This window comes from uncultured Phascolarctobacterium sp., assembly GCF_958349595.1.
Taxonomy (GTDB): domain Bacteria; phylum Bacillota; class Negativicutes; order Acidaminococcales; family Acidaminococcaceae; genus Phascolarctobacterium.
This window is the reverse complement of the sequence record NZ_CATWDQ010000022.1, coordinates 18,608-32,176: the sequence shown is the minus strand read 5'-3', so window position 1 is coordinate 32,176 and position 13,569 is coordinate 18,608. Positions and strand designations below refer to the sequence as shown.

Below are 13,569 nucleotides of genomic sequence, written 5' to 3'. Positions count from 1 at the left end.
GCTCGCCGCCTTTAGCGGCAATAATATCGATCTCGCCATAACGGCAGCGGTAATTCCGGCGGCAGATGACGTAACCCTTACGTTCCAAATAAGCGCAGGCAGCATCTTCGCCCTTCTTCCCCAGCGTTTGCCTGGCCTCTGTCACTTTCCTGCCAGCGGTGAAAATAATCTGTTGCTCGCACGCATAACAGGCGTTAAATGCATACTTTTTACCGGCTCATAACTGCGCCGATGCCACTCCGTCGCGCCAAATTCGGCAAGAGCCTGCATATGCTCCCGGCTGCCATAACCCTTATTGCCGGCAAAACCATATTGCGGATATTGCCCGGCAAGTTCTATCATCATGCGGTCACGGGTGACTTTGGCGATAATAGAAGCTGCCGCTATGGAAGCGCTCAGCGCATCGCCATGGATCAGGGATACCGTTTCGATACCGACCGAGCTGATCGGCATGGCATCTACCAGCGCCACCTGCGGTTTGATCTCAAGATGCTCCAGCACCTCAGTCATCCCCTGCTTCGTAGCCTGATAAATATTCAGCTCGTCGATATTGCTGATACTGACCACGTTTACAGAAACAGCCAGCGCTTTGGCAAGCACCTCGTCATAAAGCTGTTCACGCTTCGCTACCGAAAGCTGCTTGGAATCATTCAGGCCGCTGATAAATACCTCCTGCGGCAGAATAACGGCCGCAATCACCAGAGGTCCAGCCAAAGGTCCGCGCCCGGCTTCGTCGATACCGGCAATATACCGCGCCCCCTGAGCATAATATTTACGTTCATAAGCCAGCATTGCAGCAAAACGTTCCTGCTCCAAATGCAGCTTTTCCTGTTTTTTATAATAAGCGGCCAGCAGCTTCTGCACACCGCCGCGCTCGTCAGCAGCAAGCTCTGCCAGCTGGTCCCGGTCAGGTGCGCCAGCCAATAGCTCCTTTACCTCGCTGATCTTCATCATTTCCACCCCTAATTAAAAAGGCCGCTGCAATGCGGCCTTAATTATTTTCACCTGGTTCATCTAAAGTAAAGCGTCCAAGCTTACCTGTACGGAAATCACGCAGCACCATCTGGATAACCTTGTCAAGATCAAGGACTCCGCCTGCCTTCAGGCAGCCGCGGGCAACGGCGATCTTTGCCATGACCTCGCCTACAGGCTCAGCTTCAGAAAAATCGATCGCATACTTCGTCCGCAGCTCATCAGGATAAGTACGCATCAGCCGTTCAAGCAAAAGCTCTACCGCTGTCTCCCTGTCATAAACTTCCTCTTTGATCGCCCCTGTTACCGCCAGACAAAAACCGACTTCAGGGTCTTCAAATTTAGGCCATAAAACACCGGGAGTATCTAAAAGCTCCAGACCTTTGGCAATAGTCACCCACTGCTGACCACGCGTTACGCCGGGTCTGTCGGCAGCCACAACTTTATTTTTACCAACCAGACGGTTGATCAAAGTCGATTTGCCCACATTCGGAACACCTACGATCATAACGCGGATCGAACGGTTACGCACGCCTCTTTTCAGCCACTTTTCCGTCACCGGCCTGGCCACTTGCTGTATCGCAGCCACCATCTGTTTTACGCCCTTACCCGTACTGCAATCAACCTTGCAGACAGGCAAGCCACTGTTTTTAAAAGTTTGCAGCCATTTCTCAGTCTTGACCGGATCGGCCATATCGGTCTTATTCAAAGCCACGACCTTGGGCTTCTCCCCCAGCATCTGGATCAGCATCGGATTACTGCTGGAACGGGGAATACGTGCGTCCAGCATTTCAACCACAACATCCACCAGCTTCAGCTGCTGCTCCATCATCCGTTTGGCCTTAGTCATATGACCAGGGAACCACTGTATCTTAAAATCCATAATTATCTCCCCGCCCGCCTATCAAGGCAGCGTACGCCATCTTTCAACAGGCCAGAAAGCAACAACTGCTTCGCCCTTCACAAGCTTCAACGGCACAAAATCAACATCGGCAAAGCGGCTGTCCTCAGAATTATTGCGGTTATCGCCCAAAACGAAGATATGTCCCTGCGGCACGACGGATTTTCTGTAATTAGACTTGTTCGGTCCTTTGGGATCATCCTTGTAAATATAATTTTCTTCGATCACACTGCCATTGACCAAAACCTTACCGTCACGCATTTCAATAGTATCACCGCCGGTCGCGATAACACGTTTGATAAAATCGCGGCTTTCATCTTTTGGATAACGGAAAACAACGATCTCACCCTTCTGCGGATCAGTAAAGAAATATTTATACTTGCTGACGATCAGGCGCTCATGGCTTTCCAGCGTCGGATACATAGACGTACCCTCGACCATGTAAGGCTCAACAATAAACGTACGAATACAAAATGCCAGCGCTACAGCTACAATGATCGAAACCAGCCAGTCACTGATCGTATCCTGCCAAGATGTTCCTGATTTTTTAGTGCTCATATATACTCCCTCTTATCCCAACGCATCAACTGAATCGGTGCGGTCTCTTTTATTTTTTGCCAACGTACTGACTACGTTCACAACACCGTTTCTACGTTAACAAACATTAGTGGATTTGTCAATCGCCAAAGGCAAATTGTCGAAAAAAATTTACATTACCCCAGTGATTTTCCTTGCTCAAAACAGTAGCTTGCGGTAAAATACATAAGTATTAGCTTTTTCAAAATCATCATTAAATAGGCAGGATATAACCAGCCAGTGTAGAATATTATAATGTTACGAATATAGCAATATTAAAAAATCATAAGTTTCCAAGACGTAAGGAGAGATCACAATGGTCAAAATCGCTGTTATTGGCAGCTGCTCCATCGACCTCACAGTAGAAGCAGATAAACGCCCGGCAGCCGGCGAAACGATCATCGGCAGCCGGCTCATAGTTTCACCGGGCGGCAAAGGAGCCAACCAGGCCGTTGCCGCCGCGCGACTGGGTGCACAGGTACACATGATCGGCTGCGTGGGCGACGATGCCTACGGCACCATGATCATCAATAACCTGCAGGCAAACAACATCGATACCAGTTATGTCAGCATCTTGCCCGGACAAAACAGCGGTACCGCCCATATCACCCTGGCCGAAGGCGACAACAGCATTATCGTCATCAAAGGCGCCAATGATCTGGTCATGCCCAAACATATCGACGCCGCCTGGGAAGTCATTGCCGCAGCAGATCTGGTCATGCTCCAGCACGAGATCCCGCTGCCGACCATCGACTATATCATCGGCAAATGTACTGCGGCCGGCATCAGCGTGCTTTTAAATCCGGCTCCCGTCCAGCCCGTCCCGTCTGAATGGCTGGATAAAGTCACCTATGTGACCCCCAATGAACACGAAGCCGAAGCCCTCTATCCCGGTAAAACCAGCGAAGAGATCCTGCTGCTGCAGGAAGAACGCTTTTTCATGACGCTTGGCAAAGCCGGCGTAGCTTATGCTAAAAACGGCAAAGTGCACACCGTACCCGCCTTCGTCGTTAATGCCGAAGATACTACCGGCGCAGGCGATACCTTCAACAGCGCTTTTGCCGTCGCCAGATGTTCAGGCCGCAGCATTGACGACAGTATCCGCTTTGCCAATGCCGCCGCTGCCCTCTCGGTGCAGAAGCTGGGCGCCCAGGGCGGCATGCCCTATCTTAAAGATGTAGAAAGGATGCTTGGAGAATGCAAAAAATAGGAATCCTTAACAGTGATATCGCCAAAGTCCTGGCCGATCTCGGCCATACCGACACGATCGTTATCGGTGACTGCGGTCTGCCTGTTCCCGCCGGCGTCCCAAAAATCGACCTGGCTCTGAAACCTGGTACGCCTTCCTTTTTAGACGTCCTTACAGAAGTGCTTAAATATATGGAAGTCGAAAAAATCCATATCGCTGCCGAAATGGAAACTAAGAACCCTGCCCTCTGGCAGCAAACGCAGAATCTTTTTGCCGGCAAAGAACAGATCCTTACCGACCACGAAGCCTTCAAGGCAGCTACCAAAACTGCCAAAGCTGTGATCCGCACCGGCGAGATCACCCCCTATGCCAATATCATCCTGCACGCAGGCGTTATCTTCTAAAACAGATTTTATAACAAAGGAGTTTTGCGACTAATGGAAATCACCATGAAGGGTATTTCAAAAGCTTTCGGCTCCAATGAAGTACTCAAAGGCGTCGACCTGACCTTAAGATCAGGCGAGATCCATGCACTGATGGGTGAAAACGGCGCCGGCAAATCCACCCTTATGAACATCCTGACGGGTATCCATAAAGCCGACAGCGGCACGATCTGCGTCGATGGACAGGAAGTAAGCTTCAAAAACGCCCTCGAAGCCGAAAAGTACGGCATCGCTTTCATCCATCAGGAACTTAATATCTGGCCCAATCTCTCCATTCTGGAAAACCTGTTTCTGATGCAAAACGTCACCAACAGCTTCGGTATGCTGGACTTCAAAAAAATGCGCTGGCTCGCCGAAGAAAAATGCGGCCAAATAGGTATCACGCTGCCCTTTGATGCCGAAGCAGGTGAATGCAGCGTCGGCCAGCAGCAAATGACAGAAATCATGCGCAACCTGATGCTGGACGCTAAAGTCGTCATCATGGACGAACCAACGGCAGCCCTGACAGAACGTGAAACAGAAAAACTTTTCGCCGTCATGCACGCCCTCAAAGACAAAGGCGTCGCCATCGTCTATATCTCGCACCGCATGGAAGAAGTATTCGCCCACTGCGATACCATCACCGTCATGCGCGACGGCTACGCTATCAGCAGCAAACCCACCCGTGAGACCAATATGGAACAAGTAGTTCGCGACATGGTCGGACGTTCCATCACCGAATATTATCCCGGACGTACCAACGACCCAGGCGAGATCGTCCTGGAAGTCAAAAACTTCTGTCAGGACGGCCTGTTCAGCAATATTTCCTTTAATCTGCGTCAGGGCGAGATCCTCGGCGTAGCCGGACTGATGGGCGCAGGCCGGACCGAGATCATGCGGGCCCTGTTCGGCGTCGATTCCTGCAAATGCGGTGAAATTTACCTGCATGGTAAAAAAGTCTGCATCAAAAAACCGGAAGACGCCATCAAAGCAGGCATTGGCTTCATCACCGAAAACCGCAAAAGCGAGGGCCTGATCCTCGACTTCTCTATCTCCAGAAATATTGCCCTGCCCAGCGTCGACACCTTCGCCAAACGCAGCGTTATCAATGTAAAAAATGAAACTGCTTTCTCGGCAGCACTTTCGCAAAAACTCGGCGTCAGAGCAGCCTCCATTGATCTGGAAGCAGGAGCATTATCAGGCGGCAATCAGCAAAAGGTCGTCATCGCCAAATGGATCGGCATGAACCCCTCCATCATCATCATGGATGAACCGACACGCGGCATCGACGTCGGCGCCAAGCGCGACATCTACGATCTCATGAACGAACTGACCTCTCAAGGCGTCGCCATCATCATGGTCTCCTCCGAACTGCCGGAAGTTATCGGCATGAGCGACCGCATCCTCGTTATCCACGAAGGTAAGATCGCCGGAGAACTGAACCACGACGAAGCGACACAAGAAAAAATCATCACCCTTGCCACAGGAGGACAGTAAATAATGAATATTAAAGAACGTATCCGTAAAATGGGCCCCTTTATCGCCCTTGTCGTAACCTTCATCGTCATAGCCGCCTTAAACGACAGCTTTGTCGACCCTAATAACCTGAAAAACCTGCTGCGTCAGGTTTCTATCAACGCCCTTATTTCCTTTGGTATGACCTTCGTCATCCTGACAGGCGGTATCGACCTGTCTGTCGGCAGCCTGCTGGCACTCTCCAGCGCCCTGATGGGCAGCCTGATCGTCGGCGGTATGAACCCGATGCTGGCGATCCTTGCAGCCTGTTTCATCGGCATGGGGCTTGGCGCTCTCAACGGCCTGGTCATTGCTTACGGCAAAGTAGCACCCTTTATCGCCACGCTGGCCACTATGACCATTTATCGCGGCCTGACGCTGGTCTATACCAACGGCAATCCTATCAGCGGTCTCAGCGACGATCCCCTGTTCCAAAACTTTGGTCAGGGCTTTATCATGGGTCTGCCCGTACCGGCGCTCATCATGCTGCTGGCCTTTGCCGTTTCCTGGTTCATTCTGCGCAAAACCCCTCTGGGACGCAAGATCTACGCCGTCGGCGGCAACGAAAAAGTTTCCTTCATCGCCGGCATCAAAATCGAACGCGTCAAAATCTTTGTTTACGCTATCACCGGTTTTTTCTGCGCCCTGGCAGGCGCAGTACTCACCTCGCGCCTCAACTCGGCGCAGCCGACTGCCGGTACAGGTTACGAGCTTGACGCCATCGCCGCTGTAGTTTTGGGCGGCACCAGCCTTTCCGGCGGCAAAGGTTATATCACAGGTACACTGGTCGGCGTGCTGATTATCGGTACACTCAACAATGGCCTTAATATTCTCGACGTATCCAGCTTCTACCAACAAGTTGTCAAAGGTATTGTAATTTTACTGGCGGTACTCATGGACCGCAAAAAAGCTTAGGAGGCACTCAACAATGAAAAAAATCTGGACCTTTTTAGTAGCAGCCATCACCGTACTGGCAGTACTCACTTCCGGCTGCGGCGGCAGCGGCGACAAAGCTGCAAAACCTGCCGACGGCAAAAAAGCCACCACTATCGGCTTCTCCATCTCCACGCTCAACAACCCCTTCTTCGTATCCGTACGCAAAGGCGTTGAAGACGAAGCTAAAAAACTCGGCGTCAATGTTAAAATCGTCGACGCACAAAACGACCCGGCTAAACAGGCCAATGATATTTCCGACTTGATCCAGCAAAAAGTAGATATCCTGCTCATCAACCCGGTTGACTCAGCAGCAGTATCCACTTCCGTTCAGGCTGCCAACAAAGCCAACATTCCCGTTCTGGCACTTGACCGCAGCGCCGACAAAGGCACCGTAGCATCCTTCATCGCCTCCGATAACATCAAAGGCGGCGAAATGGCAGCTGAATACATCATCCAAAAACTGGGTGAAAAAGTAAAAGTTGCCGAGCTTGAAGGCATTCCCGGCGCTTCCGCAACCCGCGAACGCGGCGAAGGCTTCCATAAAGTTGCCGATCAAAAGCTTACCGTTGTTGCCAAACAATCTGCTGATTTTGACCGCAGCAAAGGCCTGACTGTTGCTGAAAATATGCTGCAGGCCAACCCTGACATCCAGGCTATTTTCGCTCAAAATGACGAAATGGCACTGGGCGCTATCGAAGCAGCTAAAAGCGCTAACAAAAAAATCTTTATCGTCGGCTTTGACGGCACACAAGACGGCCTGAAAGCAGTAGAAGCAGGCACAATGGCCGCAACTATCGCTCAACAGCCCGAACTGATGGGCCAGCAGGGTCTGGACGCTGCTGTAAAAGTAGCCAAAGGCGAAAAAGTTGAAGCCAAAATCGGCGTACCCCTCAAACTTGTAGACAAAAAATAATTACTGCCCTTTGACAATTTGGACAAACATAAAAACCCCGGCGCGACGTGCCGGGGTTTTGTTTTGTCCGCACAGTTTTTTTAATAAAAACCTGCGTTTTTAGAAGCTGTACTTCAAATCAACAAACCATTTATTACTTTGAGCATCGCTGCCTTTTTGATAACTATAGCTTACACCATAAGTCATATGGCCTTTTTCTGCTTCCAGACCCACTTTACCAATAAATGAACCGCTGTCCATCACAGTATAACCAAGTCTGTCTGCCGCAGCAGTTCCAGGTAAACCAACTGTCATGCTGCTGTCAGTATCACCCATAGCCCACATATATGACAAATCAATATTAGGACGAACTTTCCAGCCATTATCAGTAATATTTTCATAAGTCAGCGACACACCCACAGGCAGCAGCCAGATATTCTGACGTTCAGGCGCATAATTGAACGCTGCCTGACCGGCAATATCAGAGCTGTAGGAACCTGTATCAACACTCAAATATCTCAACCCAACATAAGGCATTACCTGCAAATCATCATACTGATACAGTTTTTCGCCTTTGATCCCCATTGTAATCGTATCAGTTTTCGGATTTGCTTTTAACAGACTGCCAAAGTTATTTTGTTCCACATCACTGTCACTGCGGCTATAGCCGATATCAGCAATCAAATTAGTATCAGAATTTCTCATGCTGCCATATAAGCTTACGCCCCAGAAATCAAAATCGTTGCGGCTGTAAGCGGCACCACCGACACTGGTAGTATCGCCACTGCCATAACTTAAAGCAATACCGCTTTGGAATTTGCCGATCTTAGCAAAATCAGTACCCAAAACAAAACCATTATATTTGCTGTCGTAAGAAGCAGAACCACCAGCCATAGCCATATCGCGCACTTTGTCCTTGCCGTGTACATATTGTGCCCAAATTCCGGCACCACTGTTATCTTCATACAGACTGCGGCCTTTGCCGCCAATATCTGCAACTGGGGCAGCGTTCAACGACATTCTTCCGGTAATAGTACTGGTAACATTGCTGGCAACAGAAACAGCATTTGCACTGGTACCGGAAGTTTCTCCCATTTGTACTGCGGCATTGATATGCGCAGCAGCCTGAGCCGATGTAATATCAGTACTGCTGGTTAAAGCAGCGACAAATGCTTTAGCACCCGGAGCAGATTTTGCAACAGCCTCACTATCAGTTATAATACTGCCGACAACAGCTGTCGCAGCCAGCGACTCGCCGCCCGCTGCCGCAACTATCTGCTCTTTGGCAGCTTCTTTTTCAGCAACACTCAAATCCTGCAATTCTTTATAAACAACGTCATAATCTTTGTTATTCTGTTTGACTTCTGCAAACATCGAAGTCCTGTCATAAGCAAGATTTTCGTCTTTCCAGAAGTTGGCTGTGCTGTTTTCGTCCACACTGACTATTTTATAAGTACCGGCAGTTTTCAAATCATTGATACCAAGTTTGCCATTTTCATTTACTGCAAGCGTACCGCCATTGGTAACTTTGATCACAGCCTCACTGGCATCTGCTACAACACCTGTCAACGTAAGATTATTTACTTTTGAAATATCTAAAGTGCCTTTATCGACCGCGGCACTGCCTTTCCATTTCATAGTATCTGAGCTGACTGAGATGTTGCCGCGTTCGTAAACATTGATATCGCCAGTCAGTTCTGCAGTACCCATAACATTGATATCTATGTCAGTCGTACGGTCATGGTTACTGTACCCTGAGCCCATACTCCCGGCATTGATATCGCCAGCCATTATTAAATTTCCGGCTTTAATATTCAAATCAAAAACTGTATCAGCGTGATTACCACCAGTCATATTTCCATAAGTGCCGCAAATATTTCCGTCGATCTTCAATTCATTGGCAGTTACATTCAGCGTCCCCCAACCGCCAGAACCAAAAACGCCTCCAGCAACATTTGTCGATCCATCAAAAGCAGCTTTATCTGCATTAAAGTTTATAGTGCCGCCTTCATTTACCTGTAATATTGAAACACCATAATCATCTTTACCCCAAGTAGTTTTAGCATAAAAATCACCAACAGTAATATTAGCTACATTTGCAGCTCCTTTGCGGACATGAACAAACTCATCACCAGTATAAGATACTATCTTATCAGCAGTAACATTTAATGTGTTATTATCGCCGGTCAATCTAAAACCACGATCGCCACCTTGTTCTGCTGAACCAACATAAATCTCTTTAGCATTAAGCTCCAAAGTACCGCCACCAGTAACAACTGCAGCATTGTAACCAGTACCAGGAGTATTCGAAGAATTATTTGTTGTAGTATTAGCACTATTAAAGACAATTTTGTCCACAACATTCGTTTTACCATATTCTTCGGTTCTGCCATTCACAAAAACTCCAGCATAGCGGTATTCATTACCACCATTATAATCAATACTGGGACTTGCAATATTTACAATATTTGGATCACTATCAGCCGCCCAGACGTCCCCCCCTGATATACAAACGTTAATTACCCCTGCTGCCAGCAACGAACACATCACTCTCTTAGTTAGTTCTTTCTGTCTGACCAACATCGACATACTCATCAACCTCTTTCCTTATTATTCAGCTTATTTTCATAAACGAATACGTTCTTTTGTTTGCGTTGCAATTTTTAATACAAAGAACATATTCTGTTTTAAATAATTCTAGCATATTTGTACCCCCCCGCAAGACATAACCACACTTTTCTTATAACTTTCTTTTCGTTTTTGCTCTTACTTATACAAAATTCTTATTTTCTAAAACGACAATAGCAAAAAGGCTGATAAAATTTCTATCAGCCTTTTTGAATTTTCAAGTTACATTATGCTTTTCCCTGCGATTCACTGCTTGCTTCTATTAACAGTTCATCAATATTGCAGCCCAGCAGTTTACGCAGGCTCAGCAATAAACGCAGACTTGGCGACAGGCGTCCGTTCTCTACATTACACAAATGCGACTGCGAGATGCCGATCTGCCTGGCAAGGTCAGACTGACTGACCTCAGCGCGCAGTCTGCGGATCTTGATTTCCATACCCAGTTTTTTATAATCTATTTTTTCCATGTTCTTCCTCCGCTTTCAGCGGTTCTAAACAGCACGGCAGTAACTTTCAGGAAGCGTCACCGCAGTGCCTGCCAACCGATCTCTCACTGCTTTAGAAGTTGTACCTGAATCCTATATTAGCGCCCCAGTTCTTGGTAACATCGCCGCCGAAGCTGCGTTCTACGTCACCGTACAGCTCACAGTTTTTACCTAAAGCGATATTGCCGCCGATACCTACTTCCAGCCAGGTATCACCGTAGCTTTTATCCGCCTGATAGCTTTCCCCATTAGCTGCCAGCATCGTCACGCTGCTGTCGCCGCTGAACTCGTGCAGCACAGAAGCTTTGACATAAGCGCCGCCTTTGTCAAAAGCTTTGCCAGCCACGATGCCCAAACGTCCGATCAGGCTGTTGATGTCATCGTAGGCAACTCTTACGCCTTTGGCGCTCACATAGTCGTAACCATCGATGCGGCCAAAGGTCAGCTGCGCCTGCGGCTCAAAATAGACGTTGTTGCCGCCGTCAAAGCGTTTGGTATATTCTACACCGATCGAAGTAGCATCAGTCGAATAATCACCGTTATCGCTGTATTTACCATAGATATCCATATCGCCGTAAATGCGGCCGCGTTTGATAACGATGTCCAAAGCGCTGTTGTCTTTGCCCTGCAAAGTTCCATACAGGCTCACAGCGCCGATCTTATTTTTGCCGCTGTCGCTGGTGTAGTCCAAACTGCCATCGCTGTATTCATAGGCAGCACCCAAACGCCAGTCACCAGCTTGGGCGTCATAGCCCAGTTGATAGGTTTTGTATTTATTGGTAAATTCGTCGCCGCCCAGCTTGCCGCCAAACATTCTGGCCCAGACGCCGCTATCAGCGCCATTTTGCAGTTCGCCCAAACGCTGTCGCAGAGTGCCGTTGCCGTCGATCCAAGCCGTATAGGCGACCTGGTCAGTGTTGGCCAGCTCTAAAACAGCATTGCTGATCCTGCTTTTAGCGTTGGCGACATACCATTGGATTTTGCCGTCGTCGCCGACCTTACTTTGCAAGTCGGCGGAATATTCGTACAGACCGTGGCCGAATAATTCACCGACAGTGAATTTAGTTTCGGCATTTGCTGTAGTGAACAGCGCCGTATCACTTGCTGCCAACTGCTTTAAGGCTTCAGTGTTTTCTACATTCAGGTTGACAGTATGATTACCGTTTTCAGAACTGGTATTGACGAGCAGTGCGTCGTGGCCGTCTTTGTTGACGTCCATGATAAATTCAGCCCCCGACCCTTTCAGGTTCTCGACCGACAAAGTACTGTTAGCACCTTTGTCGCCGCTCATATCGATAACCGTGCCTTTACCGACAGTCAGGTCATCGACCTGGGAACCGCCGGTCATCTGCCATTTTGACCCGGCGGCAAACGCCAGGTTGAGCTTACTGTTAGCATTATTATCTTTCTTACTGCTACCGGAAAGGAAGGAATCGGCCGTATTCAAAAAGACGTTGAGCTTACCGGCATTTTGAACAGAAAGGTCGCCGATCAGCTGCACTGCGTCCGTAGTGGTTTTACTGGTCGTGATCGTACTGCCGTCGTCAGCTTTCAAAGCGTACGCCGTACCGTTGACAGCGTCAGCATTAACTTTTAAACCTTCATTAAACGTAACAGTCGCATTGTTTTCATGGCTGTAGACGCCATAGGCGTTGCCGCTTGCCGCAGTGGCGGTGACGACGGCATCGCCAAATGTGCCGGATGAGCCTGACGGGCCGCCGATCTCGATTCCATAAGCGCCAGTTTTACCAACTGCTTCCACGTTCACCGTGCCGTCGCCCATATCGACACTACTGGAGCCATAACATGGGTTATTATATTCAGCACCAATACCTGTAAAAACATATATACCTTTGGCTGCACCTTCAGTAGCCGTGGCCTTGATCGTATTTACTCCGCTGCTTTTAAAAGTATTAGTGTCCCAAACTGCGGCGCAGCCGCCCATCTGCATACCGATCGCTTTATCTTCTGCCGCCACATCAATGTCCAACGCTTGCCCGATCTCTATATCAAAACTACTCCCGATATCAAAACCATAGGCCTCAGTTTTGCCGGCTGCCGTGATCTTGGCATTTTCCGAAAACAATTTACTGTTTGTGCCACTAACATTGGAACCAGCAACTGTCCTGACACCAAAGGCAACGCCGTTAACTGCTTCTGCCTTAATAACCAGCTTCTCATTCTTAGCATCCGCATACGGCTTTACAAATGTATCACCATTGTTATGATACCAAACCTGGCCATAATTATTATTATTACCTTGATCTGTTTCTATATACATACCACCGGCTTCATTGAGACTTTTAACTGCAATATTTAATTCCGTAAAAACAGAATCCGTATTGGGATTAGGTTTCGTATAAAAACCATAAGCCTTCTCGGTAGCTGTATCTTCATTATTTTGGTTAATATCTATCTGCAGCTTCCCGCCCAGAAGAACGGTATCACCATATCCATCTTCAACATAAATGCCGTATACATCACCAATTTTAGTATCAATCGTAATATGGGAATCTTTTCCCAAGATCATATCGCCGACATTTTCATAGATACCATATTTATTGCCACTGCCAGTAGCAGCAGTACTGTTGATAGTGACATTAAATCCATCTGCTGCCTCAATCTTGCCCCCATACATATTCAGACCAGTATAACGATGGGTCGAAGTATTAGAAGCATCGTCTGTAATCGCAATATCTATTTTCCCATCGACTTTTAATTGCTTACTAGAACCACTCTCACGCAGCTCAATACCATTAAAATTGTTATCACTATTATTTTTATTAATAATTACATTATCATAAGTTTCCCAATTAGCAGCACTACCTGTGTTTGCTGGCTTTAATGTTTCATCGCTGTTATAATCTGCCGCCCAGACGGAATTGTCCCCCCCGAATGTGCAAACGCACATTACGCTTGCCGCAAGCAATGATTGCAGTACTTTTCTTTGCAACTTTTGACCTTGCTTTTTGCTATAACCTTTCATCAAACTCATCTCCTAATTTTTTTTATAAAATTTTATAAAGAAATCCCTCACTTGCATGAGGGATTTG

12 protein-coding genes are annotated in these 13,569 nt (G+C 48.0%); 5 read left to right on the top strand and 7 right to left on the bottom strand.

Features of this window, described 5'->3' with window-relative positions:
* The 4 genes from Q4G98_RS12435 to lepB all read right to left on the bottom strand — a co-directional run.
* Nucleotides 1–145 (bottom strand): YraN family protein (locus tag Q4G98_RS12435; protein ID WP_367949985.1); only part of this gene is annotated, 145 nt, incomplete at its 3' end.
* Entirely contained in the window at nt 142–954 is an 813-nt protein-coding gene (locus Q4G98_RS11550; protein WP_293718711.1) for a ribonuclease HII, read from the bottom strand. The genes Q4G98_RS12435 and Q4G98_RS11550, both read right to left, overlap by 4 nt.
* 37 nt (nt 955–991) lie before the next feature.
* A complete protein-coding gene (ylqF, locus tag Q4G98_RS11545; RefSeq protein WP_293660942.1) occupies nt 992–1,855 on the bottom strand; it encodes a ribosome biogenesis GTPase YlqF in 864 nt (287 codons plus the stop codon).
* Nucleotides 1,856–1,876: 21 nt separating this feature from the next.
* Complete coding sequence (gene lepB / locus Q4G98_RS11540) at nt 1,877–2,431, bottom strand: signal peptidase I (protein ID WP_177561637.1); 555 nt, start codon at nt 2,429–2,431, stop codon at nt 1,877–1,879.
* A 334-nt stretch (nt 2,432–2,765) separates the two neighbouring features.
* Here lepB and rbsK point away from each other — a divergent pair, with 334 nt between their 5' ends.
* The 5 genes from rbsK to rbsB are packed head-to-tail and all read left to right on the top strand — an operon-like array spanning nt 2,766 to nt 7,424.
* Entirely contained in the window at nt 2,766–3,659 is an 894-nt protein-coding gene (gene rbsK / locus Q4G98_RS11535) for a ribokinase (RefSeq protein ID WP_293547932.1), read from the top strand.
* Nucleotides 3,647–4,042 (top strand): D-ribose pyranase, encoded by a 396-nt coding sequence (gene rbsD / locus Q4G98_RS11530; protein WP_298564104.1) that lies wholly within the window; start codon nt 3,647–3,649, stop codon nt 4,040–4,042. The genes rbsK and rbsD overlap by 13 nt, the downstream gene beginning before the upstream one ends.
* 33 nt (nt 4,043–4,075) lie before the next feature.
* Nucleotides 4,076–5,557, top strand: a complete 1,482-nt coding sequence (locus tag Q4G98_RS11525; RefSeq protein ID WP_298564106.1) for a sugar ABC transporter ATP-binding protein — start codon at nt 4,076–4,078, stop codon at nt 5,555–5,557.
* Between the two features lie 3 nt (nt 5,558–5,560).
* Nucleotides 5,561–6,490, top strand: coding sequence for a ribose ABC transporter permease (rbsC, locus tag Q4G98_RS11520; RefSeq protein ID WP_177561629.1), 930 nt, complete (start codon nt 5,561–5,563; stop codon nt 6,488–6,490).
* A gap of 13 nt (nt 6,491–6,503) precedes the next feature.
* Nucleotides 6,504–7,424: a ribose ABC transporter substrate-binding protein RbsB gene (gene rbsB / locus Q4G98_RS11515; RefSeq protein ID WP_177561627.1), complete on the top strand. Its 921-nt coding sequence runs from the start codon at nt 6,504–6,506 to the stop codon at nt 7,422–7,424.
* A 99-nt stretch (nt 7,425–7,523) separates the two neighbouring features.
* On the opposite strand, the gene Q4G98_RS11510 is transcribed toward rbsB, so the two are convergent.
* The 3 genes from Q4G98_RS11510 to Q4G98_RS11500 form a co-directional block, all read right to left on the bottom strand.
* Nucleotides 7,524–9,992, bottom strand: coding sequence for an autotransporter outer membrane beta-barrel domain-containing protein (locus Q4G98_RS11510; protein ID WP_298564108.1), 2,469 nt, complete (start codon nt 9,990–9,992; stop codon nt 7,524–7,526).
* 266 nt (nt 9,993–10,258) lie between these two features.
* Complete coding sequence (locus Q4G98_RS11505) at nt 10,259–10,498, bottom strand: helix-turn-helix domain-containing protein (RefSeq protein ID WP_298564110.1); 240 nt, start codon at nt 10,496–10,498, stop codon at nt 10,259–10,261.
* A 91-nt stretch (nt 10,499–10,589) separates the two neighbouring features.
* Entirely contained in the window at nt 10,590–13,427 is a 2,838-nt protein-coding gene (locus Q4G98_RS11500; RefSeq protein ID WP_298564112.1) for an autotransporter outer membrane beta-barrel domain-containing protein, read from the bottom strand.
* Between the last annotated feature and the right edge of the window lie 142 nt (nt 13,428–13,569).